Consider the following 23,651-nt stretch of genomic DNA (forward strand, 5'->3'; position numbering starts at 1 on the left):
GCGATGTATCCCCTCCTCTTCCGCACCGTCCTCGCCCGGATGGATCCCGAGACGGCGCACCACGCGGCCATGGTCGTGATCCGGCTCGCCGGGGTCGCACCCTTCGCCTGGATCGCGCGACCGTTGACGCGCCCGGCTCCCTCATCGCAGGTGTCGGCGCTCGGTCTGACGTTCGACTCGCCGTTCGGCGTCGCCGCCGGCTTCGACAAGGACGTCCGCGCCGTCCGGGGGCTGCACGCCCTCGGATTCGGGCACATCGAAGTGGGGACGATCACCGCGATCCCGCAGGAGGGCAACCCCCGCCCGCGGCTCTTCCGCCTGATCCCCGACCGTGCCGTGATCAACCGGATGGGCTTCAACAACCGCGGGGCGACCGAAGCGGCTCGCCGGCTCCAGCGCCTCCGCAAGCGCCCCCAAGGCGCGGTCATCGGTGTGAACATCGGCAAGAGTCGCGTCGTGGACGTCGAGAACGCGACCGAGGACTATGTCCACAGCGCCACGCTCCTCGCGCCGCTCGCCGACTACCTCGTCGTGAACGTGTCGTCGCCGAACACGCCGGGGCTGCGCGGACTCCAGGCGGTGGAGACGCTGCGGCCTCTGCTGGTCGCAGTCAGGGACGCGGCGGGCCGGACGCCGCTCCTCGTGAAGATCGCCCCCGACCTTCCGGATGACGAGGTCGAGGCCGTCGCCCGTCTCGCCGTCGAAATCGGGCTGTCCGGCATCATCGCGACGAACACGACGATCTCACGCGACGACCTGCGCACCGGCGCAGCAGTCGTGGAATCGGCCGGCGCGGGAGGGCTGTCGGGCGCTCCGCTCGCGGCGCGCGCCCTCGAGGTACTGCGGATCGTTCGCGCCGTCGTGCCGGAGGAGTTCGTCGTGATCTCGGTCGGGGGCGTGGAGACGGCCGCGGATGTGCGCGAGCGGCTGCGTGCCGGCGCGACGCTCGTGCAGGGGTACACGGCGTTCTTGTACCGCGGCCCGCTGTGGGGGCGTCAGATCAACCGGGGTCTCGTCGCAGACCGGTGACGCTCAGACCGGGTGCTGCCCGCGCTTGACCTGCGGCTTCGGCAGACGCATGAACCTCATCTGAATGATGCGCATCGCGCCGTACCAGCCCAGGCCCTTCTCCGTGCGCTCGGCGCCGAATTTCTTGCGCGCCGCCTGCTTGACCCGGATCGAGGTCAGCACCATGTCACCGATCACGAAGAGGATGAAGATCCACAGGCCGATGAACGAGTAGTACTGCACGGCCGGGACCGGGATGAAGGTGGCGAGGATCACCAGGACCATGGCCGGCATCACGGCTTCGCCCAGGTGCCAGCCCGAGTCGATGAAGTCGCGCACGAACTTGCGCTGCGGGCCCTTGTCCCGGATCGGCAGGTACTTGTCCTCGCCGGCGGCCATGCCGATGCGAGCCTTCTCGCGCTGCGCGGCGAGCTCCGCCTTCGCGCGCGCCTTCGCCTCTTTCGTGTCGGCCACGAGCGGGCGCTTGCGGGCGGCCTCCTGCTCGGCGCGCGTCGGGGTCGCACGGCCCTTCCCGCCGGAGGTCGCCTGGTCCGGAACGTCTGCGGGGACGGGAGCTGCGGGGGTTTTCGCCACGATGGAACCTCGGAGTCTCGAAAAGGAAGCACCTTAAGATTACCCGCATGAACACCGACCTCACCCGACAGGATGCCGTGCGCGATGCCGCCGCATCCGGTATCCCCGCCGCTCTCGCCGATCTGGGCACCCTCGTGCGCATCCCCTCGGTCGCGTTCCCGGGATTCGACGCGAAAGAGGTCCAGCGCAGCGCCGAGGCCGTGAAGGCCCTCGTGGACGACCTGGGTCTGTTCGACAGCGTCGAGATCCGGCGCGCGGGGATCCCCGGCACGGACGAGATCGGGCATCCCGCCGTCCTGGCCACGCGCGCCGCCCGCAACGGCCGGCCGACGATCCTGCTCTACGCCCACCACGACGTGCAGCCGGTCGGGGATGAGGCGCTCTGGGAGTCCTCGCCGTTCGAACCCACCGTCCGCGACGGACGTCTCTACGGCCGCGGCGCCGCCGACGACAAGGCGGGCGTCATGGCGCACGTCGCCGCGCTGCGCGCGCTGAAGGAGGCGCTCGGCGCCGACTTCGACCTCGGCGTCGCTCTCTTCATCGAGGGGGAGGAGGAGGCCGGGTCGCGATCGTTCGCGCAGTTCCTCAGCGAGAACGCCGACGCGCTTCGGGCCGATGTCATCGTGGTCGCCGATTCCGGCAACTGGGACGCCCGGACTCCGGCCCTCACAGTGTCGCTCCGCGGCAACACGCGCTTCACTCTGCGGGTCCGCACGCTCGAGCACGCGTCGCACTCGGGCATGTTCGGGGGAGCGGTGCCCGACGCCATGATGGCAACGGTCACGCTCCTGGCCACCCTCTGGGACGAGGACGGCGCCGTCGCCGTCGAGGGGCTCACCGAGAGGGATGCCGAAACCCCGGCCTACGACGAAGCGACTCTTCGCGACGAAGCCGGGCTGCCCTCCGGAGTCAGCCCCATCGGGCGAGGATCGATCCTCAGCCGGATCTGGAACAAACCGTCGATCACCGTCACGGGAATCGACGCGCCCAGCGTCGCGAACGCGTCGAACACGCTGAGTCCGGAGGTGAGCGTCGTCATCAGCGCCCGCGTCGCGCCCGGGCAGCCGGCCCGCGAGGCGTACGCCGCGATCGAGGCCCATCTGCGCGCCCGCGCGCCGTTCGGTGCAGAGCTCGCCTTCTCCGATCAGGACTACGGCGACGCGTTCCTCGTGGACACGAGCGGCGCGGCTGTCGCCCAAGCCCTCGAGGCGATGCACGAGGCGTACGGGGTCGAGCCGGTGGAGGTCGGCGTCGGCGGATCCATCCCGTTCATCGCAGATCTGGTTCGCGAGTTCCCCGCCGCGCAGATCCTGGTCACCGGCGTCGAGGACCCGCACGCCCGAGCGCACAGCCCGAACGAATCGCTGCACCTCGAGACCTTCCGCAACGCCGTGCTGGCCGAAGCGCTTCTCTTGGCGAAGCTGGATGCGGAGTCCGCCGGGGCGTAGCGGACCCGCCCGCCCGACCCGGGCGTAGAATCGACACATCACGCCGCGTCTCGCGGCCCACCCGGAGGAGTGCCATGACCGACACTGCACTGTCGACCGACCAGCCCGTTCTCGAGCACGGCGTCGGGCTCACCGAGGCCGCCGCGCTGAAGGTGAAGAGCCTGCTGCAGCAGGAGGGTCGAGATGACCTCCGTCTGCGTGTCGCGGTGCAGCCGGGCGGCTGCAGCGGCCTGATCTATCAGCTCTACTTCGACGAGCGCTACCTCGACGGCGACAAGACCGTCGATTTCGACGGTGTCGAGGTGATCGTCGACGACATGAGCGTCCCTTACCTCGACGGCGCGAAGATCGACTTCAAGGACACGATCTCGGAGCAGGGTTTCACGATCGACAACCCGAACGCCGCCGGAAGCTGCGCCTGCGGCGACAGCTTCCACTGATCTGCCGTTTCCCGTGATCGGGCCCGTCCTGTGCGAACAGCGATAGGGCCCGATTTCGTCCCCCGAACACACGGCGCAACCTGGGCAGATGGCCTGAATGCGCCCGGAGGTTGCCCTAGACTGGCGATGTCCGCTTCACGTCCGAAAGGTGCATTGTGCCCCTGAGTCGAGTGCCCTCGAAACGCCTCCTGCGCTGGGCTGCGATCCCCATCGGAGTCGCGACAGCCGTCGCCCTCGCAGGGTGCACGCAGGCCGAGCTTCACGGCTATCTGCCCGGTTTCGAGGAGGGCGCCGAGCCGACCACGAACCACACGGACATGGTCGCCGGTCTCTGGGTGAACTCCTGGATCGTGCTCCTGGTCGTCGGCATCATCACGTGGGGTCTCATGGGCTGGGCGGCCATCGCGTACCGCCGGCGCAAGGGCCAGGTCGGGCTTCCCGTCCAGCTGCGGTACAACATGCCGATCGAGATCTTCTACACGATCGTCCCGCTGATCCTGGTCATCGGCTTCTTCGCGTTCACCGCCCGCGACCAGACGATCCTCGAGACGCAGACCGAGGACCCGGACGTGTCGATCATCGCGATCGGCAAGCAGTGGGCGTGGGACTTCCAGTACAACGGCGAGGACGAGGACGGCTCGGACGCCGTCTGGTCGATGGGTGTCCAGGCCGACCCCGCCGCGAACGGCGACGTCGACCAGGAGAAGCTTCCGACGCTCTACCTGCCGGTCGACAAGTCGGTGAAGATCCTCCTCCAGTCGCGTGACGTCATCCACTCCTTCTGGGTCATCGACTTCCTCTACAAGAAGGACATGTACATCGGGCGTGACAACTACTGGTCGTTCACGCCGACCCGCGAGGGCACGTACGCGGGCAAGTGCGCCGAGCTGTGCGGCGAGTACCACTCGGCAATGCTCTTCAACGTCAAGGTGGTCAGCGAGGCCGAGTACGAGGATTACCTCGCGACGCTCAAGGCCGCCGGCCAGACCGGTGACATCAACGACGAATACGACCGGCTCCAGAACCAGCCCGGCACGGGCGCGACCGCTGAAGGAGATGAGTGATCATGGCGACCACGCTTCCATTGCAGGAATCGTCGCCGGGTCGCCCGACGACTCTGCCTCCCCGTCAGGCCGCGCTGCTGAGCTCGTCCCGCGTCGGGCAGAAGGGCAACATCGTCGTCAAGTGGATCACCTCCACTGACCACAAGACGATCGGCTACCTGTACCTGATCTCGTCCGTCATCTTCTTCATGCTCGGCGGCGTGATGGCGCTGATCATGCGTGCTGAGCTGTTCGAGCCGGGCATGCAGATCATCCCGACCAAAGAGCAGTACAACCAGCTGTTCACGATGCACGGCACGATCATGCTGCTCATGTTCGCGACGCCGCTCTTCGCGGGATTCGCGAACGTAATCATGCCGCTGCAGATCGGTGCGCCCGACGTCGCCTTCCCGCGCCTGAACGCGTTCGCGTTCTGGCTGTTCCTGTTCGGCTCGACGATCGCGGTCGCCGGCTTCCTCACCCCGCAGGGCGCCGCGGCGTTCGGCTGGTTCGCGTATCAGCCGCTCGCGAATGCGAGTTTCTCGCCCGGCGTCGGTGGCAACCTCTGGATGCTGGGCCTGGGTATGAGCGGCTTCGGCACAATCCTCGGTGCGGTGAACTTCATCACCACGATCATCACGATGCGCGCTCCCGGCATGACGATGTGGCGCATGCCGATCTTCACGTGGAACACGCTCGTGACCAGCATCCTGGTCCTCATGGCCTTCCCGGTGCTCGCCGCGGCCATTCTGGCGGCCGGTGCGGACCGCGTGCTCGGTGCGCACATCTACGACCCGGCGAACGGCGGTGTGCTGCTGTGGCAGCACCTCTTCTGGTTCTTCGGGCACCCCGAGGTGTACATCATCGCGCTGCCGTTCTTCGGCATCGTGTCCGAGATCTTCCCGGTGTTCAGCCGCAAGCCGATCTTCGGATACAAGACGCTCGTGTACGCCACGATCGCGATCGCCGCACTGTCGGTGGCCGTCTGGGCCCACCACATGTACGTCACCGGCGCGGTGCTGCTGCCGTTCTTCGCGCTCATGACGATGTTGATCGCGGTGCCCACGGGCGTGAAGATCTTCAACTGGATCGGCACGATGTGGCGCGGTTCGGTGACGTTCGAGACGCCCATGATGTTCTCACTCGGCTTCCTCGTGTCGTTCGTCTTCGGTGGACTCACCGGTGTCATCCTCGCGTCCCCGCCGCTGGACTTCGCGCTCTCGGACTCGTACTTCGTCGTCGCGCACTTCCACTACGTCGTGTTCGGCACCGTCGTGTTCGCGATGTTCGCCGGCTTCTACTTCTGGTGGCCCAAGTTCACCGGCAAGATGCTGAACGAGCGTCTCGGCATGGTGCACTTCTGGATGCTGTTCATCGGCTTCCACATGACCTTCCTCGTCCAGCACTGGCTGGGTGTGGACGGCATGGCCCGTCGCTACGCGGACTACTCCGCTGCAGACGGATGGCTCTGGGAGAACCAGCTGTCCACCGTCGGCGCGATGATCCTCGGTGCCTCGATGATCCCGTTCCTGTTCAACGTGTGGATCACGGCGCGCAAGGCACCCAAGGTGACCGTCAACGACCCGTGGGGCTACGGCGCATCGCTCGAGTGGGCGACGTCGTGCCCGCCGCCGCGGCACAACTTCACGTCGATTCCGCGCATCCGCAGCGAGCGGCCCGCGTTCGACCTCAATCACCCCGAGGCCGGCATCCCGGTCGGTGTGGGTCCCGCGAAGGACGCTCCCGAAGCCCCGGTCGTCGATCTCGACGAAGGAAAGGTGAAGTAGGTGAAGACCAACACCGGTCTCTGGTGGCTGCTGTCCGCCTTCTTCCTGCTGATGGCGATCGTCTACACGATCTGGGCCATCATCACGAGCCCTGATCAGTCGTGGTACACCGGGCTCGAGCCCGTCGGATCCGTCGCGCTCCTGTTCGCCTGCCTCATGGCTGCGTTGGTCGCGTTCTATGTCGGCCGCGTGCACAAGGCGCAGGGCGGCGAACTGCCCGAGGACATCCTCACGTCGGACATCGACGACGGTGACCCCGAGCTGGGCGAGTTCAGCCCCTGGTCGTGGTGGCCCATCGTGCTCGCCTTCTCGGCGGCACTCGCGATCCTCGGCCTGGCTGTCGGCGCATGGATCTTCCCGATCGGCCTCGGCGTCTTCGCCGTCGCGATCGTCGGGTGGGTGTACGAGTACTACCGCGGATACTTCGCCCGCTGATCCTCACCAGATCATGCCCCTCCGGCTGAAAGGCGCCGACGTCTCGGACGTCGGCGCCTTTCGCACGATCAACCAGGATGCCGCATTCACCGCCGGCTGGGGTGCTGCCGTGTCTGACGGCGTGGGTGGCGCTCCAGCGATCTCGCTTCCGCAACGCTGATCCATAGCCTTGTCGCCGGGCGCACGATGCCGGCGGATGCGGCCGTGCTTCCCGCCGCTTCGTCCCCTGAGGACGGTGCGCACGCGCTCGTCGACATCACACTGAGGGCCGGTACGCGCGACGACGTCACGGCTGTGGTGTGTGACGTCGAGGTCGCTCCAGGCGCGGTGGAACGGGATCTCCCCGCCTTGCGCGCGGTGGGGCAGCTCCGCGGTTCTGCGAGGAGCTCGAGACGACCTGAGTCAGGCTCCTGTCGGAGCGCGCACGACCATGACCTGGGCGTCGAACGTCCGGGGGAGGGAACCCTCGTCGTTCTCGGTCGGCTGGCCCTCGCGCACCCAGTACTCGTAGCCGCCGATCATCTCCTTGACCGAGAAGCCGAGCCGGGCGAACTCGATCGCCGCCTTCGTGCCGGCGTTGCATCCGGGGCTCCAGCAGTACACGACGACCGGAACCCGTGCGTCGAGTTCGGCCGGCGCCCGTTCTGCGATCTCCTGTCGCCGAAGATGCACGGCCCCGGAGATGCGTCCCTGCGCCCACGCCTCGTCGCTGCGGACATCGACGAGCACGAACTCCTCACCGGCCTTCTGTGCGGCGTAGACGTCGGAGGCGTCGGTCTCGTGGGCGAGCTTGGCGGAGAAGTAGGCGAGGGCGTCTGTCATGCCTCCACGCTACGACAGACGCCTGGCACCCTCCGTGCGGAGGAGTGCCAGGCGTCGTCGGATGACTGCCGATCAGTCGGAGGAGGGCTTCTTGCCCTTCTTCGGGGCTTCCTTCTCGGCGATGATCACGTTGGACGGGCGGACGGCCGTCTCAGAGGCGCGTCCGTCGTCGATCGGCACGTGCGGAGCGTCGGGGACACCGGCGCGCTCGTGAGCGCCCTGGATCTCGAGGTCTTCCTCAGCGGCGATGTGCTCGAGCTCGTGGTGCTGGTGGGCAACCGCCTCATCGAGCTCCGCCTGCGTGAGCGGTGCGAGGCGATCCTCGAACAGGGAACGCGAGGCGAGCGCGCGGAGCTTCTCGTGCCACGGGATGCGACCCTGTGCGTTCGGACGGACCACGAGCGGCTCGTACGTCTCGTTGTCCACGAGCTTCCAGCGCTCGTACTCGTCGACGGGCTGGTGGACCTCGATGTACTCGCCACCGGGAAGGCGCACGATGCGTCCCGACTCGTAGCCGTGCAGGGCGATCTCGCGGTCTTTCTTCTGCAGGGCGAGGCAGATGCGCTTCGTGACGAAGTACGCGACGATCGGTCCGATCACCAGCAGCGCCTGCAGCGTGTGGATCACGCCTTCCATCGTGAGATAGAAGTGCGTCGCGATGATGTCCGAGGACGCCGCCGCCCACAGGACCGCGTAGAACGTGACACCGGCGGCGCCGATGGCGGTGCGGGTCGCCGCGTTGCGCGGACGCTGGGCGATGTGGTGCTCACGCTTGTCGCCCGTGATCCACGCCTCGATGAAGGGGTAGATCAGCACGACGAGGATGAACAGCGCCAGTCCGACGAGCGGAACGAGGATGTTGAACGACCAGGTGCGGTTCAGGAAGACGAACTCCCACCCCGGCGGGACCAGACGCAGCGCACCGTCGGCGAAGCCGATGTACCAGTCGGGCTGGGTGCCTGCCGACACGGGGGACGGGTCGTACGGACCGTAGTTCCAGATCGGGTTGATCGTGAACAGCGACGCGATCAGCACGATCACACCGAACGTGATGAACAGGAAGCCGCCCATCTTCGACATGTACACCGGCATCATCGGGTAGCCGACGACGTTGCTGTTCGTGCGGCCGGGGCCGGCGAACTGGGTGTGCTTGTTGACGATCATCAGCATCAGGTGCACCACGAGCAGACCCACCAGGATCGCCGGGAGCAGCAGGATGTGCAGGGTGTAGAGGCGTCCGACGATCGCCGTGCCCGGGAACTCGCCGCCGAAGAGAAGGAACGAGGTCCACGTGCCGATCAGGGGGATCCCCTTGATCATGCCGTCGATGATGCGCAGGCCGTTGCCCGAGAGCAGGTCGTCGGGAAGCGAATAGCCGGTGAAGCCCTCCGCCATCGCGAGGATGAACAGGACGAAGCCGATCACCCAGTTGAGTTCGCGCGGCTTGCGGAACGCGCCGGTGAAGAAGATGCGCAGCATGTGCACACCGATGCCGGCGACGAACACGAGGGCGGCCCAGTGATGGATCTGGCGGACCAGCAGACCGCCGCGGATGTCGAACGAGATCCGCAGCGACGAGTCCAGTGCCGCGGACATCTCGACACCGCGCATCGGCAGGAAAGCGCCGGTGTAGTGGGTCGGGACCATCGAGGCCTGGAAGAAGAACGTCAAGAACGTTCCGGAGAGCAGGACGACGACGAAGGACCAGAGCGCGATCTCACCCAGCATGAACGACCAGTGGTCGGGGAAGATCTTGCGTCCGAGCTCCTTGACCATCCCGGAGAGGCTGGTGCGCTCGTCGATGTAGTTCGCGGTCGCGCCGATGAAGCGGCCGCCCAGCGGCTTTTCGCGTGTTTCGGCGTCAGGGTTGTCGGCGGGTGCCGTGGCGGTACTCAATGGCGCTCCCAGAAGCTCGGGCCTACGGGTTCGGTGAAGCCGCTGCGCGCGACGAGGTAGCCCTCTTCGTCGATGGTGATCGGAAGCTGCGGCAGGGGACGGGCCGCCGGGCCGAAGATGACCGCGGCGCCGTTTGCCACGTCGAACTGCGACTGGTGGCACGGGCACAGCAGATGGTGCGTCTGCTGCTCATACAGGGCGACGGGGCACCCGACGTGGGTGCACACCTTGGAGTACGCGACGATTCCGTCGTAGGACCAGTCGGCCCGCTCGGGCGTCTCGTTGAGGTCTTCGGGCAGCAGGCGCATGAGGAGGACGATCGCCTTCGCCTTCTGCTCGAGGTAACCCTCCTCGTGTCCCAGTTCGGCGAGAGCCTCGGGGATCACGTGCACGGCCGAGCCGAGGGTGACGTCCGCGGCGCGGATCGGGGTGCCTTCGGGGTCGTGTGCGAGACGCATGCCCTCGGTCCACATCGTGGTCTCGAGCAGTTCGACCGGGTCCTCACCCTCGGGGGCGAGGCCGCGGAACAGCACGATGCCGGGGACGACCGACGCGACGATCGCGGCGAACATCGAGTTGCGGATCATGACGCGGCGGCCGAATCCGGATTCCTCGTTCGCCTCCGCGAAGGCCTGAACTGCGGCGGCGCGCGTGGTGTCGCGCCCGCGGGTCGCGTGACGCGGCTCCGTATGCTCCTTGTCGGACATGATCGCCTTGGACCAGTGGATCGCGGCGATGCCGATCGCGAGCAGTGCCAGGGCGATTCCCAGACCGACGAAGAGGTTGTTGTTGCGGATGTCGACGATCGCGCCGCTCTCGATCGGGAAGAGCATGTAGGCGGCGATCGCCCAGATGCTCGCCGCGAGCGAGACGTAGAACAGCGTGTACACCGTGCGGACCGCGTTCTTCATCGCGACGGGGTCCTTGTCGGTCATCCGCTCCCGGTGGGGCGGAAGAGCCGGGGGCTGCACCGGGTCGGAAACCTCGACGGCGAGCCCGGGCGAGGGCTTCCAAGAGGCCCTCTCATGCTCGAGCGGGTCGTCCTCGTGTGCCATGGTGATCCTCGTTCGTTGCTGTGTTCGTGACTGCTGTCGAGTCGATCAGTTGGATTTCGCCGTGATCCACACGGTGATGGCGATCAGGCCGCCGATGCCGAAGATCCAGATGAACAGACCCTCCGACACGGGACCGAGCGAGCCGAGCGAGAAGCCGCCGGGCGACTCGTTCTGCTGCAGGAACAGCAGGGCCGAGATGATGTCGCGCTTGTCCTCGGTGGTGAGGGTCAGGTCATTGAAGACCGGCATGTTCTGCGGTCCGGTGACCATCGCCGCGTACATGTGCAGAGCACTGGTGTTCTGCAGGCCGGGGGCGTACTTGCCCTCGGTCAGCGCACCGCCGGCGGCGGCGACGTTGTGGCACATGGCGCAGTTGACGCGGAAGAGCTCGGCGCCGCGCGCGACGTCGCCCTGGCCGTCGATCGTCTCTTCAGACGGGAACGTGGGGCCGGGCGCCATCGACTGCACGTACGCGGCCATCGCGAGGATCTGCTCCTCGGTGAACTGAGCCGGCTTCTGCGGTGCCTGCGGGGCCGATGCCTGCAACGGCATGCGGCCGGTCGAGACCTGGAACTCCACCGCGAGCTCGCCGACGCCGTACAGCGACGGGCCTTCCCCGGAACCCTGGAGGTCGAGTCCGTGGCAGGTCGCGCAGTTCGCCTGGAACAGCTTCTTGCCGTCTTCGACGGTCAGAGCGGACGCCGTCGTCGTGTCGGTGCCCGCCGCCATCGCCGCAGACGCACCCGCGTACACGCCGCCGGTGATCAGGAGGCCGATGCCGATGAGGGCGGCCGCAGCCCAGGGACTGCGGCGGCCGTTCGTGCGGCGCTTGGTCTCTCGTGCCATGTCGGAAATCAGCTCCAGCTCTTATTTCAGGAAGTAGATGACGAGGAAGAGGGCGATCCAGACGACGTCGACGAAGTGCCAGTAGTACGACACGACGATCGCGGAAGTCATCTCCTTGCGCCCGAAGTTCTTGACGGCGAATGCGCGGCCGATCACGAGGAGGAAGGCGATGAGGCCACCCGTCACGTGCAGGGCGTGGAAGCCGGTGGTGAGGTAGAAGGCGGAGGCGTACGCGTTCGCCTGGATCGGCATGCCCTCCGCGACGAGCTGCGCGTACTCCCAGACCTGACCGGAGACGAAGATCGCGCCGAGGGCGAACGTCAGCCAGAACCACTCGACCATTCCCCAGCCGAGCCAGCCGCGCTTGCGCGTCGAATAGGGCTGGAACCGCTCGGCCGCGAAGACACCCATCTGGCACGTGACCGAGGACAGCACGAGGATGATCGTGTTGACGGTCGCATACGGGATGTTCAGCAGCTGCGTCTCCTGCGCCCAGAGGTCGGGCGAAGTGCTGCGGAGGGTGAAGTAGATCGCGAAGAGGCCGGCGAAGAACATCACTTCGCTGCCCAGCCACACGATGGTTCCGACGGCGACCGGATCGGGCCGCTTGACGGAACGCATGGCCTGCGAGTAGGTCGCTGTCGTGGTCGTCACCTGACCATTATGGCCGATCCTCGAGGCGCCGGATCGCATCCGCGGTCTCGTTTTATTCCCTTTCGGACTCGATGCACCCTCGGAGCGCGCCGCGAGTCCGCTGGGAGTCCGGCAAGAACTCGCCCGGGGCCGTTCGCGTCCGAGCGCCATGCCCGGCGCAGGGGCGATCACGCCCGCGGCTAGGCTGTGGGCTTATGGCGGAGCTGTACACCTGGCCGGGCATCCTCACGACGCTTCTCGACGACCGCGACTTGAGTGTGTCCGAGTCGACGTGGGCGATGCGACAGATCATGTCGGGCACGGCGACCCCGTCCCAGCTGGGTGGATTCCTCCTCGCGCTCCGCGCGAAGGGTGAGACCGTCGACGAGATCGTGGGCTTCCGCGACGCGATCCTCGAGGCCGCCCTGCCGCTGCGCGTGGACCCGAACGTGCTCGACATCGTCGGCACCGGCGGTGACCGCTTCGGCACCGTGAACGTGTCCACGATGGCGGCGGTCGTGGCGGCGGCATCCGGTGTCCCCGTCGTCAAGCACGGCAACCGCGCTGCGAGCTCGGCGTCAGGGTCGTCGGACGTGCTGTCGGCGCTCGGCATCGATCTGGCGCTGACCCCCGATCAGGTCGCGACCACGCTCGAGCGCGCGGGCATCACGTTCGCCTTCGCGTCGGCTTTCCACCCCGGGTTCCGTCACGCCGGTCCGACCCGCGCCGAGCTCGGCGTGCCGACGGTGTTCAACTTCCTCGGGCCGCTGTGCAACCCGGCGCGCGCCGAGGCCAACGCCGTCGGTGTCGCGCACCTGGACCGCGTCCCTCTGATCACGGGCGTGTTCCGCACGCGTGGGGCGACAGCCCTGGTGTTCCGCGGCGACGACGGCCTGGACGAACTGACCACGACCGGGCACAGCCGGCTGTGGGAGGTCAGTCGCGGCGACGTGCACGAGCACGACCTCGATCCGCGTGATCTCGGCATCCCGCTGGCCGACATCGACGATCTGCTCGGCGGCGAGCCCGCGCACAACGCGCAGATCGTCCACCGCGTCTTCGACGGCGAGACGGGTGCGGTGCGCGACATCGTGCTGCTCAACGCCGCCGCCGGAATCGTCGCGTTCCGGCTGTCGCAGGACGCGAACGAAGTGCAGCGGCCGATCCTGGAGCGCCTGGCAGAGGCGAAGGACGCCGCCGCGGCGGCGATCGACGCGGGCCTCGCAGCGCAGAAGCTTTCGGACTGGGTCGCGGCGACCCGGTCGTTCGCCTAGACCGCACCCGCGATGCACCCCCACGACGCGCTGACCGAGATCGCGACGCTGCTCGAGCGGGAGCGGTCCTCGCGCTACAAGTCCAAGGCGTTCCGGACGGCGGCGGACGCGATCGCGGGGCTGAGCGAGGAGCAGCTGCGGGATGCCGCGGCCCTGCGTCGCCGCAAGGGCATCGGCGATTCGACCTTCGCCGTGATCCAGGAAGCACTTGCCGGCGACGTGCCCGGGTACCTCGTCGATCTGCGCGAGCGCGCGGGAGTGCAACGTTCGTCGGCGCTGCGCGCCGAGCTGCGCGGCGACCTGCACAGCCATAGTGACTGGTCGGACGGACTCACTTCGATCGACCTGATGGTCGATGCGGCGCGTGCGCTCGGGCACGAGTACCTGGCGCTGACCGATCACTCTCCGCGGCTGCGGGTCGCGAACGGTCTGTCGCCGGAGCGCCTGCGCGATCAGCTCGAGATCGTCGCGGGGCTCAGCGGCGAGGGATTCACGCTGCTGTCGGGCATCGAGGTCGACATCCTCGAGGACGGCGGACTGGACCAGGAGCCAGAGCTGCTCGGACGCCTCGACGTCGTGGTGGCCTCCGCCCACTCCAAGCTGCGGATGGAGCGCGGACCGATGACCCGCCGCCTGGTGCGCGCGGTCTCGTCCGGGCGGATCGACGTGCTCGGGCACGTCACGGGACGCCTGGTCGAGGGATCCCGCGGGACCCGGCCACCGTCCACCCTGGACGCCGAGGCCGTGTTCGCCGCGTGCGCCGCGCACGGCGTGGCCGTCGAGATCAACTCCCGACCGGAGCGGCAGGATCCGCCCGACGAGCTCATCGCAGTCGCACTCGAAGCCGGATGCCTGTTCTCGATCGACTCGGACGCTCACGCTCCGGGTCAGCTGTCGCTCCTCGACTACGGCGCCGAGCGGGCGGAACGCGCGGGTGTGCCCGCGGACCGGATCGTCACGACGTGGCCGCTCGCGCGGCTCCGGGAGTGGACGGCGACGCACCGCTGAGAGCGCGGGCGGTACCGTCGAACGGTGACCTCGAGCAGGGCAGGATCGATCGGGCGCGGCATCCCGTGGTTCGTGATCACCGGCGTGCTGGTCGCCGCGCTGAGCATGCGCGGCCCGATCGTGGCCCCCACGCCCGTGCTGCGGGACATCGAGGGCGACCTCGGCATCGGATCCGCCACGGCGGGACTCCTCACGACCGCCCCTGTGCTCATGTTCGCGCTGCTCACGCCGCTCGCGGCGCTCATCATCCGGCGGGCCGGCGCCGAGCTCGCGCTCATGCTGTCGCTCAGCGGGGTGCTGCTCGGCACCCTCGTGCGTGCGCTGCCCGGATTCGGCTGGATGCTGACCGGGATGTTCGTGATCGGTGCGGCGATCACGATCGGCAACGTCGTCATTCCAGTGATCATCCGACGTGACGTCCCGGCCGCGCGGGTCGGTGTGGTGACGGCCGCCTATGTCGCGACGTTGAATGCCGGATCGCTCATCACGTCGCTCCTCACGGCTCCGCTCGCCGCACTCATCGGATGGCCGGCGGCGCTCGTGGCCTGGGCCGTCCTCACGCTCGTCGGTATCGCGCTGTGGGGCGTGCAGCTGCGTCGATCGCGCCGCGAGGGCGACCGCTACGGGGAGCGATACTCGGGCGAGGAGCCCTCGGGTGAGCGCGTGGAGGATCTCGACCCGACGGTGCTGACCGGCCCGATGCCGGTCGTCGCCCGCGCTGACCGGGAACGCTCGATCGCGCGGCGACCGGTGACCTGGCTGCTGCTGGTGTCGTTCGCGATCCAATGCGCGATCTACTACGGACTCTCCACATGGCTGCCCACCCTCACCGCGGACGAGCTCGGGCTCAACGCCGAGGCGGCGGGCGCGCTCGCGTCGCTGTTCCAGGGCGCGGGCATCGCGGGGGCGTTCCTCGTGCCGCTCCTCGCGCGGTTCACCCGACCCATCGTCCCGACGGTGACGATCTGCGTCTCCTGGCTCGTGCTGACGGTCGGGATGCTGCTCTCACCCGAACTGACCTGGCTGTGGCTCATGATCGGAGCGATCGGGCATGCCGGCGGGTTCGTGGTGATCTTCACGACGCTCGTCACGGTATCGCGCAGCGATGCGGAGGCGGCCGGCATGTCGGCGCTCGTGCAGGGCGGCGGCTACGCCGTGGGAGCGCTCGGGGCTCCGGTGATGGGCGCGCTCCACGAGGTGACGGGGGACTGGACGGCGACCCTCGCGCTCCTGGTCGCGCTTGCGGTGATCTACTGCGCGACGCTTCTGGCGTCCGTCCCGGCCGCCCGGAGGGGGCGCTGACTCAACGGGTGCCGAGCGCGTCGGTGATCCGCGTCATGGCGGTGCCGAGCGCCCACTTCTCGGCGAGAGTCGCGGCATCCGCTCGTCGTGCCTCGTCGAGGGGACTCAGGCGTGCGTCGGGCTCGGGAAGATCGAGATCCTTCACGACCTCCACGACGGTCGGCGCGACCTCGAGGTAGGGGAGCGCGGCGAGGATCTTGGCGCGGACGCCCGCCGACATGCCCTCGCCCGCCTCGGCGGCTGCGATGATGCCCGCGAGGTCGCCATGCGCGGCGAGCAGGGTCGCTGCGGTCTTCTCGCCCACACCGGCGACGCCGGGGAGGCCGTCGGAGGAGTCTCCGCGCATCGTCGCGAAATCGGCGTACTGGCTCGGCAGAACTCCGTACTTCTTCACGACGGTCTGATCGGTGACGATCTCGAGGTTGCTCATTCCGCGCGCCGTATAGATGACCCGCACTCCGCTCGCGTCGTCGACGAGCTGGAACAGATCGCGGTCGCCGGTGACGACGTCGACCGGGAGGGAAGCCCGCGTCGCGAGCGTGCCGATCACGTCATCGGCTTCGTGCTCGGCGGCGCCGATGATCGGGATGCCGAGGGCATCGAGGGTCTGCCGGATGATCGGAACCTGCACTTCGAGCGGGTCGGGCACGACCTCGACGTCGGGGCCGGTCGCTGTCACCTCAGCCACCCGGTGGGTCTTGTACGTCGGGATGAGGTCGACACGCCACTGCGGGCGCCAATCATCGTCCCAGCAGGCGATGAGGTGCGTGGGTTCGTAGGTCGTGACCAGGCGCGTGATGATGTCGAGGAAGCCGCGGACGGCGTTCACGGGCGTTCCGTCGGGTGCCTTCACGGTGTCGGGGACGCCGTAGAACGCACGGAAGTACAGCGAGGCGGAGTCCAGGAGCATCAGGCGGTCTGTCACGCGCTCATCCTGTCATGACCGTCTCAGCAGCCGGGGCCCCCGGGGTTCTCGGCGCAGGTCCGCCCGACGAGCGCGGTGCGCGCCTCGACGACCTGAACGTCGTACGTGCCGCTGGTGGCCGTGACGAGCCCGGTCACCGGACGCCAGATGCCGGAGCCGAAGTTCACCGCGGCGGTGTACTGCACGCTCACTCGGACCGGGTACGTGCCGCGCTCGCGGTAGGCATGACTCGTCGCGGTCGGCGTGAACTGCGCCTGCCCGAGCGCCTCCCAGCTCGCCCCGCCCGTCGAGGACCGGCCGGACGCGCCGTCGCCGTACTCGAAGACGTAGCTGCTGGGGACGAAGCGTACGGTGACGTCCCATCCGAGGAGCGGTCCGCTCAGATGCTGCTCGGATGCCGCCGCGACCAGGTTCGTGGGGGCTCCCACGATGCCGAAGCCGGTCGGCTGACCGGTGAGCGAGGGCGCCGCCGGCCGGAAGGACGCGAGGTCTTCCGCGGACACGTCCGGCGGCAGCACCACCGTGTGACCGCCGCAGGTGCCCACCGAGGTGCACGTGTTCGTGGCGGGCGGTGGTGGAGGAGCCGGGTTGGGGGCGCTGGAGCCTGAGTCGCCCACCGGCGTCGCCGGGTCGGAGATGCTCGCGCCGACGTCGACCTGGGAGCCGGAGTTCGAGACGGAACACTCCGTCCAGGCGCTCTCAATGCCGCACGAGTCAGACCCGTCAGATGGCATCAGCAAGTTGAGTACAAGTGCGGTTGTTAGGACTACGAGCACGCTGCCGACTCCGTTGCTTCGCTCGTTGAGATCGCCAGGGACGTTGCCGAGTCAGCAGCGGCGAACGTCACGATCGCGGGTTGTCGGTCCTTCCGTGACTCGGGCACCACTGACTGCCCGGATGCATCAGTCACATCCACATTCGAGACGTCCAGGCAAACCTCGGCGGTCACGATTGACGTTGGTGTTGAAGGGGAGAACGCGGAGGGTGTAAAGCCGTCAAATGCACTCACGCCGCTGACCGTCCATCCCTCGGCGTGCATCTCGGAGAAGCTCTTGCGAGCACCCGCGTTCGCCTCACCGGTCGTCCAGGCGTACACGGCCTCGAACGTCTCGGGATCGCTCAGGTCGACCTGGTTCAGCGCGTCGACGTACGCGCGGTAGGTCTCCTCGGCGGCGGCGAAGGCTTCGTCCTCCGATGCGAAGGCGGGCCCGGTGGGGGTCGGCGTGGGCTCCGGCTGGCACGCGGTGGCGCCGAGTGTCACCGCGAGCGCGACGACGACGGCGGCGGAGCGGCGGAACATCCGACCACGCTAACGCCCCACCCGCCGCGACCACGCGACTTATCCACACCCCGCCCCACCTCCTTCCGCTGAGTGTCCAAGACACGCCGGATCGACCCGGGGTGACACGGCGTGTCTTGGACACTCAACGGGTCCGTGACTCGGGACAGGCGCGCTGTCATACTGACCGCGTGAAGATCTCGAAACTGATCGGCGTCGCGGCGGCCGTTACGCTCGCATTCAGCTTGAGCGCGTGCGCGCAGAGCAATTCGCCCGTGATCGCGCCGGTGACGATGGATGCCGGAGACCTGCAGGGCGAGACGGTCGAGCTCGTCGTGGGCCAGGTACTCAACATCAACACGGGCGACCTGGCAGTGGACAGCTACAGCGGCGAGGTGGCGGACACCTCGGTCGCCGAGTTCACGAAGGGCTACGAGAAGGACGGCGCCACGTTCAACCCGGGCGTCAAGGCGCTCGCCGACGGCGCGACGACCGTGGTGCTCTCGAACTCGGACGGCGGCATCGAGGACATCACCTTCACGGTCGAGGTCGGCAAGTAGCGAATCAGCCCACGGGTTCGCGCAGCGACTCGTGCACGCGGCGCAGGTCCTCGAGCATCGAGCCGATCAGCACCCAGTGCGCGCGCGAAGGCGCGGCTACGCTGAGCGGCGAGGTGAGAGCGGCCGGCTCTTCGTACGCCGGCGCCGCGCCGGATGCGGCATCCGTCCGTCGCACGTCGAGGCGCACGTCGTGAGCCGCCCTCCGCAGCTGCTCGGCGATCGCCTGGACGGTCGGCTCATCAGCGAGCGTGGGGTCGTAGTGGTCGCAGAAAGCCCGCGTCATCCCGATCGTCTGCGTGACGATGGGTCCGATGCGCTCAAGCAGGTCCTGCGTCGCTGCGAGCTCCTGACGATGCCGCCTTCCGCGCGGGTTGAGTGAGAGCGAATCCGTCGCCACATCGATCGCCCGGTCCGCGGCGGTGCGCATGGGCTTCATGAGACGCGCTTCGACGAGGAGTCCGTGCAGGTCGGCTTCGGTGGGGCGCGACTCCAAGGCATCCGCGAGGCGCTCGAGCGAGTTCGCCACTTCGTCGCCGAGCGCGGTGACCGCATCGCGCGCGGGCGTGACGGCCACCGGAGGCACCAGCGCGAGATTGACCAGGATGCCGATCACCGCGCCGATGAGCGTTTCGAGCACCCGGTCGAGGGCGTACGTCGGCGTCGCCGTGCCGAGCGCGAGCACGAGGAGGGCGCTGATCGCCACCTGGTTCGCGGTTCCCGGCGTCATCTTCAGGATCCACGCCACGAGGATCGCGATCACCGTGGCGAGGAGGATGACCCAGGTGTCGCCGCCCAGCACGATGCCGAGCAGTGCAGCGACCACGACTCCGGCGATGACGCCGATGCTGCGCTCGACGGCTTTCGTGAGCGACTGGTTCACGCTGGGCTGCACGACGAGCAGAGCGGCGATCGCGGCGAAGACCGGGGGAGGACCGGGAATGAGGGAACCCGCCACGAGCCAGGCGGCCACCGTCGCTACGGCGGACTTCGCCACCTGGAGGAGCGGACTGCGCTGAGTTGATCGGAAGCCGGCCGTCAGTCTCATGCACCGAGCGTAGAGCGGCCGTCAACCCCGCGGCGTCCGCGCGACCGGAGCGGGGCGCCGCCGCTAGCGTGGAGCGATGACCACTCAGCAGGAGAAAGCACAGACCCTCGCCGCACTGCACGCGGCTCCCGAGATCCTTCGCGTCGTCAACGTGTGGGACGTCGTGTCCGCACGCGCCGTGGCGGCGCTGCCCGACACGCAGGCTCTCGCGACGGCGGGGCACTCGATCGCCGCGACGTTCGGCTACGAGGACGGCGAGAACATCCCGCTCGATGTCCTGCTCGACATGGTCGCGCGCATCACCGCGTCGACCGACCTGCCAGTATCGGTCGATCTCGACGCGGGCTTCGGCAATCCGGGTGAGACTGCCCGGCGCGCGATCGCTGCGGGCGCCGTGGGCGCGAACATGGAGGACCGCCTGCGCCCGCTCGCGGAATCCGTGGATGCCGTCGCCGCGGTGATCGCCGCCGGTGAAGCCGAGGGCGTGCCGTTCGTCCTGAACGCGCGCACCGACGCGTTCGTCCGTGCCGGTGACCGACCGGTCGAGGAATCCATCGCCGACGCGATCACCCGTGGCCGTGCCTACCTGGATGCGGGCGCCGACCTGGTCTTCGTGCCCGGCATCCTGAACGCCGACGTCACTCGGCAGCTCGTCGAGGGGATCGGCGAGCGCAAGATCAGCGTCATCGGGCTGCCCGGCGCGCTCCGCGCCGCGGAGTACGAGGCGCTGGGCGTCGCGCGCATCTCCTACGGGCCCATGACGCAGCGCGTCGCCCTCACCGCGCTGCAGGACCTCGCGATCGACCTGTACTCCGACGGCATTGTTCCGCCGTCGACCCGCGCGCTGAACTGATCAGGTGTCGCGGATGACCGGTGCGTCGTCTTCGCGGTGGTCATCCGTGTCACCCGGCGGGTAGCCCTCGCGTTCGGGCCGGCGTCGGAGGTAGAGCGTGCTGGCCACGAGACCGCCCCAGACGACCACGATGGCCAGGATCAGGAACGTGATCGCGATCGGGGTCATGACGCTGCTCCCTTCCGCGCGGTGGCGGGTTTCTCGCCGGAGGGCGGGTACGGGGGCCAGGCGGCGAAGTCATCGGGGGAGCGGCGCCAGCGGAACATCGGCAGCACGATCGCCGCGACGACGATGAACGCGATCGTGCCCCAGCCGACGACACCGAGGTACCACGCGGGCATGTCCGCGTAGCCGTCGACGATCAGGGTCACGATGCGCTGGATGAGCATGTAGGCGAGGATCACCGGCGCGAGGACGCCCACGAGCAGCACCCAGATCCTGCCGACCTGGAACGTCGACACCGCGTTGAGGTGGTACCGCAGCTCGGGTCCCTTCCGCAGCACCCAGACGACCAGGATCGTCGCGAGCACAGCGGAGGCGACGATGCCGATGTTGTTCGCCCACTGGTCGGCCACGTCGAGGGCGAGGAGGCCGGTCGTCGTGGAGAAGAGCAGGATCGACAGGATCGCCGACACGACGCCGACGCCCACCGCAGCCCCGCGAGGCGTCAGCGCGAACTTCTCCTGCACGGCGGCCGAGACCACCTGCAGCACCGAGATGAGGGACGTGAACCCCGCCATCACGAGAGAGCCGAAGAAGAGGATGCCGAAGATCGGGCCGCCGGGCATCTCGGACACGATCGCGGGGAAGGTGATGAAGGACAGCCCGACGCCGGTAAGGCCTTCGAGCTCGGAGACGGCGACGTTCTGCTGGTAGGCGAAGAAGCCGAGGGTCGCGAAGACGCCGATGCCGGCGAGGATCTCGAACGACGAGTTCGCGAAGGCCACGACGAGGCCCGGCCCGGTGAGGTTCGATCGACGCTTGCGGTACGAGGCGTAGGTGATCATGATGCCGAACGCGATCGAGAGCGAGAAGAAGATCTGGCTGTACGCGGCGATCCAGACGTTCGGGTCGCCGAGAGCTGCCCAGTTCGGAGTGAAGAGGGCGTTCAGCCCCTCCGCGGCGCCGTCGAGGAACAGGGCGCGGACGACGAGGATCATGAAGGCGACGACGAGCAACGGCAGGAAGACGACGTTGACTCGCTGCAGCCCCTTGGCGACGCCGAGCGCGAGCACGACGATCGCGGCGACCCACACGAGCGCGAGGGGGAGGAGCACTCCCGGCACGAAGTCGAGGCTGAACCCGGGATCGGCGACCTGCAGGTATTCGCCGGTGAGGAATCCCGCCGGGTCGTCGCCCCACCGCAGGTCGAACGAGAACACGAAGTAGCTGAGCGCCCAGGCGATCACCGCCGTGTAGTACAGGCCGATCACGAAGGCGATCGCGACCTGGAACCACCCGAGGGATTCCGTCCATCGGCGGGCGCGGCCGCCCAGGCGACGGAACGCCGTCGGTGCGGAGCCGCGGAAGCGGTGGCCGATCGCGTAGTCGAGGAAGAGGATCGGGATGCCGGCGGTGATGAGCGCCACGAGGTAGGGGATGAGGAACGCCCCACCGCCGTTCTCGTAGGCGACACCGGGGAAGCGCCAGATGTTGCCGAGGCCAACCGCGGAGCCGATCGCGGCGAGGATGAAACCGACTTGGCCGGTCCATTCCTCGCGGGGCTGCGCTCCAGCAGCGGGCGGTTCGCTCTTCACGTCGGTCATGAGGCTCTCCTCGTGTGCGGTCGCTGGGGGGCGAAGCTCGTCGGTACGCCGCACGCTACCAGTCCGCCCCGGCGGGTGTCGGGTAGCGGGAATCCGGGGTGCGTCGGGCGTGTTGACGAGGGTCATGCGTGCTGTCCCGGTCGAGGTCGTCGTGATCGGCGCGGGCCAGGCCGGGCTGTCGGCGGCCTATCACCTGCGTCGGCGCGGCTTCACGCCGTGGCCGGGCGAGGGTGCCGGAGCGGAGAGCTTCGTCGTGCTGGATGCCGACACTGAGCCGGGCGGCGCGTGGCAGCACCGCTGGGCGAGTCTGCGGATGGCGACCGTGAACGGCATCCACGAGCTGCCCGGCTTCCCTGTGCCGCCCGCCGATCCGGCGGCGTCGAGCCGCGACGTGCTGCCTGCTTACTTCCGTTCCTACGAGGACGAGTTCGATCTGCAGGTGCGGCGGCCGGTGAAGGTGACCGGTGTCGCGCGCGAGGACGACGATCCGGAAGGCCGCCTGCTCGTGCGGACGGATCAGGGGGAGTGGGCGGCACGATTCGTGATCAATGCGACCGGAACGTGGACGCGGCCGTTCTGGCCGTACTACCCGGGTCAGAGCAGCTTCCGCGGGCGACAGCTGCACGTCGCCGACTACGTCTCGGCGGACGAGTTCGCCGGTCAGCGCGTCGTGATCGTGGGAGCGGGGATCTCGGCGGTGCAGCTCCTCGACGAGATCTCGCACGTGGCCGAGACGTTCTGGGTCACGAGGCGCGAGCCGGACTGGTCGGACGAGGCCTTCGACATCCCGGCACGCGTCGCCGCGATCGCCGGCGTGGAAGATCGGGTGCGGCGCGGGCTTCCGCCGGGGAGCGTCATCTCCGTCACGGGAATGCACTGGACGCCGTGGGCGCGCGCCGCGCAGGCGCGGGGCGTGCTGGTTCGGCATCCGATGTTCACCGCGATCGAGCCGGACGGCGTCCGCATGCCTGACGGAACGCTCGTCGAAGCGGACGTCATCCTCTGGGCGACCGGATTCCGACCCGCCGTCGACCACCTCGCGCCGCTGAAGCTGCGCACCAAGGACGGCGGAATCCGGGTGGCCGACGGGCGCGCGCTGGACGAGCCGCGCCTCTTCCTCATCGGCTACGGCCCGTCGCAGTCCACCGTCGGGGCGAATCGGGCGGGGCGCGCCGCCGTGCGGGCGATCGTGGCGGATCGTGCGAGAGTGGCGGCGTGAGCTTCGGTCGCGCCGCGTCGGCATCCGCCCGCCCGAACGGGATGGATCCGTGTCCCTGCGGCAGCGGTGCATCCTTCGACGGATGCTGCGCCCCGATGCTTCGCGGCGAATCGTCGCCGACACCCGAGCAGTTGATGCGCTCGCGCTATACGGCCTTCGTCGTCGGGGACACGGCACACCTCGCGCGATCGTGGCACCCGCGTACGCGTCCGGAGGAGATCGCGATCGATCCTGACGTGCAGTGGACGGGCCTGCAGATCATCGACGCCCCGCCTGCGGACGGCGACACCGGTGTCGTGGAGTTCCGCGCGGAGTGGATCCAGGACGGTGACCGGGGAGCCCTGCACGAGCGCAGCCGATTCGTCAGGCTGCGGGGCCGCTGGGTGTACGTGGACGGCGACGTGCGCTGACGG

25 protein-coding genes are annotated in these 23,651 nt (G+C 68.5%); 13 read left to right on the plus strand and 12 right to left on the minus strand.

All coding sequences use genetic code 11. The annotated features are described in order from the left end of the window. The first annotated feature begins 3 nt into the window (after window positions 1-3). On the plus strand, window positions 4-1,029 hold the full coding sequence (locus ABD197_RS07535) for a quinone-dependent dihydroorotate dehydrogenase (protein WP_344053158.1): 1,026 nt from the start codon (window positions 4-6) through the stop codon (window positions 1,027-1,029). Window positions 1,030-1,032: 3 nt separating this feature from the next. Here the strand turns inward: ABD197_RS07535 and ABD197_RS07540 are convergent, their stop codons facing one another. Beyond that, window positions 1,033-1,602 carry a DUF3043 domain-containing protein gene (locus ABD197_RS07540; protein ID WP_344053160.1) on the minus strand — a complete coding sequence of 190 codons (570 nt, stop codon included), beginning with the start codon at window positions 1,600-1,602 and terminating at the stop codon, window positions 1,033-1,035. Window positions 1,603-1,649: 47 nt separating this feature from the next. Here ABD197_RS07540 and ABD197_RS07545 point away from each other — a divergent pair, with 47 nt between their 5' ends. The 5 genes from ABD197_RS07545 to ABD197_RS07565 all read left to right on the plus strand — a co-directional run bounded on the left by ABD197_RS07545 (window position 1,650) and on the right by ABD197_RS07565 (window position 6,755). Next, window positions 1,650-3,050, plus strand: a complete 1,401-nt coding sequence (locus ABD197_RS07545; protein ID WP_344053162.1) for a dipeptidase — start codon at window positions 1,650-1,652, stop codon at window positions 3,048-3,050. Window positions 3,051-3,124: 74 nt separating this feature from the next. Then, a complete protein-coding gene (gene erpA / locus ABD197_RS07550) occupies window positions 3,125-3,490 on the plus strand; it encodes an iron-sulfur cluster insertion protein ErpA (RefSeq protein ID WP_344053164.1) in 366 nt (121 codons plus the stop codon). A gap of 170 nt (window positions 3,491-3,660) precedes the next feature. Then, complete coding sequence (gene ctaC, locus ABD197_RS07555; protein WP_344053166.1) at window positions 3,661-4,554, plus strand: aa3-type cytochrome oxidase subunit II; 894 nt, start codon at window positions 3,661-3,663, stop codon at window positions 4,552-4,554. Between the two features lie 2 nt (window positions 4,555-4,556). Then, window positions 4,557-6,320, plus strand: a complete 1,764-nt coding sequence (gene ctaD / locus ABD197_RS07560; RefSeq protein WP_344053168.1) for an aa3-type cytochrome oxidase subunit I — start codon at window positions 4,557-4,559, stop codon at window positions 6,318-6,320. Further along, window positions 6,321-6,755, plus strand: coding sequence for a cytochrome c oxidase subunit 4 (locus tag ABD197_RS07565; RefSeq protein ID WP_344053170.1), 435 nt, complete (start codon window positions 6,321-6,323; stop codon window positions 6,753-6,755). A gap of 402 nt (window positions 6,756-7,157) precedes the next feature. Here ABD197_RS07565 and ABD197_RS07570 read toward each other — a convergent pair whose 3' ends face one another. From ABD197_RS07570 to ctaE, 5 genes are all read right to left on the minus strand, one after another. Beyond that, the gene (locus tag ABD197_RS07570) at window positions 7,158-7,577 is read right to left on the minus strand and encodes a rhodanese-like domain-containing protein (RefSeq protein WP_344053172.1); all 420 of its coding nucleotides are present in this window, start codon (window positions 7,575-7,577) and stop codon (window positions 7,158-7,160) included. 72 nt (window positions 7,578-7,649) lie between these two features. Further along, window positions 7,650-9,473, minus strand: coding sequence for a cytochrome bc1 complex cytochrome b subunit (gene qcrB / locus ABD197_RS07575; RefSeq protein WP_344053174.1), 1,824 nt, complete (start codon window positions 9,471-9,473; stop codon window positions 7,650-7,652). After that, entirely contained in the window at window positions 9,470-10,528 is a 1,059-nt protein-coding gene (gene qcrA / locus ABD197_RS07580) for a cytochrome bc1 complex Rieske iron-sulfur subunit (protein ID WP_344053176.1), read from the minus strand. The genes qcrB and qcrA overlap by 4 nt, the downstream gene beginning before the upstream one ends. Window positions 10,529-10,573: 45 nt before the next feature. Further along, window positions 10,574-11,374: a cytochrome bc1 complex diheme cytochrome c subunit gene (qcrC, locus tag ABD197_RS07585; RefSeq protein WP_344053178.1), complete on the minus strand. Its 801-nt coding sequence runs from the start codon at window positions 11,372-11,374 to the stop codon at window positions 10,574-10,576. A gap of 21 nt (window positions 11,375-11,395) precedes the next feature. Continuing rightward, the gene (ctaE, locus tag ABD197_RS07590; RefSeq protein ID WP_486341517.1) at window positions 11,396-12,067 is read right to left on the minus strand and encodes an aa3-type cytochrome oxidase subunit III; all 672 of its coding nucleotides are present in this window, start codon (window positions 12,065-12,067) and stop codon (window positions 11,396-11,398) included. Window positions 12,068-12,222: 155 nt separating this feature from the next. On the opposite strand from ctaE, the gene trpD reads away from it, so the two are divergent. The 3 genes from trpD to ABD197_RS07605 are packed head-to-tail and all read left to right on the plus strand — an operon-like array spanning window position 12,223 to window position 15,591. Then, window positions 12,223-13,281, plus strand: coding sequence for an anthranilate phosphoribosyltransferase (trpD, locus tag ABD197_RS07595; RefSeq protein ID WP_344053181.1), 1,059 nt, complete (start codon window positions 12,223-12,225; stop codon window positions 13,279-13,281). A gap of 12 nt (window positions 13,282-13,293) precedes the next feature. Next, window positions 13,294-14,289 carry a PHP domain-containing protein gene (locus tag ABD197_RS07600; protein WP_344053183.1) on the plus strand — a complete coding sequence of 332 codons (996 nt, stop codon included), beginning with the start codon at window positions 13,294-13,296 and terminating at the stop codon, window positions 14,287-14,289. A 24-nt stretch (window positions 14,290-14,313) separates the two neighbouring features. Continuing rightward, on the plus strand, window positions 14,314-15,591 hold the full coding sequence (locus ABD197_RS07605; RefSeq protein ID WP_344053185.1) for an MFS transporter: 1,278 nt from the start codon (window positions 14,314-14,316) through the stop codon (window positions 15,589-15,591). Window position 15,592: 1 nt separating this feature from the next. Here the strand turns inward: ABD197_RS07605 and ABD197_RS07610 are convergent, their stop codons facing one another. The 3 genes from ABD197_RS07610 to ABD197_RS07620 are packed head-to-tail and all read right to left on the minus strand — an operon-like array spanning window position 15,593 to window position 17,816. Beyond that, a complete protein-coding gene (locus ABD197_RS07610) occupies window positions 15,593-16,516 on the minus strand; it encodes a 5'-3' exonuclease (RefSeq protein ID WP_344053187.1) in 924 nt (307 codons plus the stop codon). Window positions 16,517-16,539: 23 nt separating this feature from the next. Further along, window positions 16,540-17,250, minus strand: coding sequence for a hypothetical protein (locus tag ABD197_RS07615; protein WP_344053189.1), 711 nt, complete (start codon window positions 17,248-17,250; stop codon window positions 16,540-16,542). Window positions 17,251-17,282: 32 nt separating this feature from the next. Next, window positions 17,283-17,816, minus strand: coding sequence for a hypothetical protein (locus ABD197_RS07620; protein WP_344053191.1), 534 nt, complete (start codon window positions 17,814-17,816; stop codon window positions 17,283-17,285). 170 nt (window positions 17,817-17,986) lie between these two features. Here ABD197_RS07620 and ABD197_RS07625 point away from each other — a divergent pair, with 170 nt between their 5' ends. Next, window positions 17,987-18,355 carry a hypothetical protein gene (locus ABD197_RS07625; RefSeq protein WP_344053193.1) on the plus strand — a complete coding sequence of 123 codons (369 nt, stop codon included), beginning with the start codon at window positions 17,987-17,989 and terminating at the stop codon, window positions 18,353-18,355. A gap of 4 nt (window positions 18,356-18,359) precedes the next feature. Here the strand turns inward: ABD197_RS07625 and ABD197_RS07630 are convergent, their stop codons facing one another. Then, window positions 18,360-19,400 (minus strand): FUSC family protein, encoded by a 1,041-nt coding sequence (locus ABD197_RS07630; protein ID WP_344053196.1) that lies wholly within the window; start codon window positions 19,398-19,400, stop codon window positions 18,360-18,362. Between the two features lie 76 nt (window positions 19,401-19,476). Between ABD197_RS07630 and ABD197_RS07635 the strand changes: the two genes are divergently transcribed. Beyond that, on the plus strand, window positions 19,477-20,253 hold the full coding sequence (locus ABD197_RS07635) for an isocitrate lyase/PEP mutase family protein (RefSeq protein WP_344053198.1): 777 nt from the start codon (window positions 19,477-19,479) through the stop codon (window positions 20,251-20,253). Here ABD197_RS07635 and ABD197_RS07640 read toward each other — a convergent pair whose 3' ends face one another. Continuing rightward, window positions 20,254-20,421 carry a methionine/alanine import family NSS transporter small subunit gene (locus ABD197_RS07640; RefSeq protein WP_344053200.1) on the minus strand — a complete coding sequence of 56 codons (168 nt, stop codon included), beginning with the start codon at window positions 20,419-20,421 and terminating at the stop codon, window positions 20,254-20,256. Beyond that, window positions 20,418-22,019, minus strand: a complete 1,602-nt coding sequence (locus tag ABD197_RS07645; RefSeq protein ID WP_344053203.1) for a sodium-dependent transporter — start codon at window positions 22,017-22,019, stop codon at window positions 20,418-20,420. Before ABD197_RS07645 ends, ABD197_RS07640 begins: the two co-directional genes overlap by 4 nt. A 124-nt stretch (window positions 22,020-22,143) precedes the next feature. Between ABD197_RS07645 and ABD197_RS07650 the strand changes: the two genes are divergently transcribed. Both ABD197_RS07650 and ABD197_RS07655 read left to right on the plus strand, forming a co-directional pair. Continuing rightward, complete coding sequence (locus ABD197_RS07650; protein ID WP_344053206.1) at window positions 22,144-23,238, plus strand: NAD(P)-binding domain-containing protein; 1,095 nt, start codon at window positions 22,144-22,146, stop codon at window positions 23,236-23,238. Further along, window positions 23,235-23,648, plus strand: coding sequence for a YchJ family protein (locus tag ABD197_RS07655; RefSeq protein WP_344053208.1), 414 nt, complete (start codon window positions 23,235-23,237; stop codon window positions 23,646-23,648). Before ABD197_RS07650 ends, ABD197_RS07655 begins: the two co-directional genes overlap by 4 nt. The last annotated feature ends 3 nt before the right edge of the window (window positions 23,649-23,651 follow it).

The organism is Microbacterium lacus, from assembly GCF_039531105.1.
Lineage (GTDB): Bacteria > Actinomycetota > Actinomycetes > Actinomycetales > Microbacteriaceae > Microbacterium > Microbacterium lacus.

What these genes read in the sequence shown, in the direction of transcription:
- ABD197_RS07535 (WP_344053158.1), top strand. Translation starts at nt 4, where the DNA reads ATGTATCCCCTCCTCTTCCGCACCGTCCTCGCCCGGATGGATCCCGAG.
- ABD197_RS07545 (WP_344053162.1), top strand. Translation starts at nt 1,650, where the DNA reads ATGAACACCGACCTCACCCGACAGGATGCCGTGCGCGATGCCGCCGCA.
- erpA (WP_344053164.1), top strand. Translation starts at nt 3,125, where the DNA reads ATGACCGACACTGCACTGTCGACCGACCAGCCCGTTCTCGAGCACGGC.
- ctaD (WP_344053168.1), top strand. Translation starts at nt 4,557, where the DNA reads ATGGCGACCACGCTTCCATTGCAGGAATCGTCGCCGGGTCGCCCGACG.
- ABD197_RS07570 (WP_344053172.1), bottom strand. Translation starts at nt 7,577, where the DNA reads ATGACAGACGCCCTCGCCTACTTCTCCGCCAAGCTCGCCCACGAGACC.
- qcrA (WP_344053176.1), bottom strand. Translation starts at nt 10,528, where the DNA reads ATGGCACACGAGGACGACCCGCTCGAGCATGAGAGGGCCTCTTGGAAG.
- qcrC (WP_344053178.1), bottom strand. Translation starts at nt 11,374, where the DNA reads ATGGCACGAGAGACCAAGCGCCGCACGAACGGCCGCCGCAGTCCCTGG.
- ctaE (WP_486341517.1), bottom strand. Translation starts at nt 12,067, where the DNA reads ATGCGATCCGGCGCCTCGAGGATCGGCCATAATGGTCAGGTGACGACC.
- trpD (WP_344053181.1), top strand. Translation starts at nt 12,223, where the DNA reads ATGGCGGAGCTGTACACCTGGCCGGGCATCCTCACGACGCTTCTCGAC.
- ABD197_RS07600 (WP_344053183.1), top strand. Translation starts at nt 13,294, where the DNA reads ATGCACCCCCACGACGCGCTGACCGAGATCGCGACGCTGCTCGAGCGG.
- ABD197_RS07615 (WP_344053189.1), bottom strand. Translation starts at nt 17,250, where the DNA reads ATGCCATCTGACGGGTCTGACTCGTGCGGCATTGAGAGCGCCTGGACG.
- ABD197_RS07620 (WP_344053191.1), bottom strand. Translation starts at nt 17,816, where the DNA reads ATGTTCCGCCGCTCCGCCGCCGTCGTCGTCGCGCTCGCGGTGACACTC.
- ABD197_RS07630 (WP_344053196.1), bottom strand. Translation starts at nt 19,400, where the DNA reads ATGAGACTGACGGCCGGCTTCCGATCAACTCAGCGCAGTCCGCTCCTC.
- ABD197_RS07635 (WP_344053198.1), top strand. Translation starts at nt 19,477, where the DNA reads ATGACCACTCAGCAGGAGAAAGCACAGACCCTCGCCGCACTGCACGCG.
- ABD197_RS07640 (WP_344053200.1), bottom strand. Translation starts at nt 20,421, where the DNA reads ATGACCCCGATCGCGATCACGTTCCTGATCCTGGCCATCGTGGTCGTC.
- ABD197_RS07645 (WP_344053203.1), bottom strand. Translation starts at nt 22,019, where the DNA reads ATGACCGACGTGAAGAGCGAACCGCCCGCTGCTGGAGCGCAGCCCCGC.
- ABD197_RS07650 (WP_344053206.1), top strand. Translation starts at nt 22,144, where the DNA reads ATGCGTGCTGTCCCGGTCGAGGTCGTCGTGATCGGCGCGGGCCAGGCC.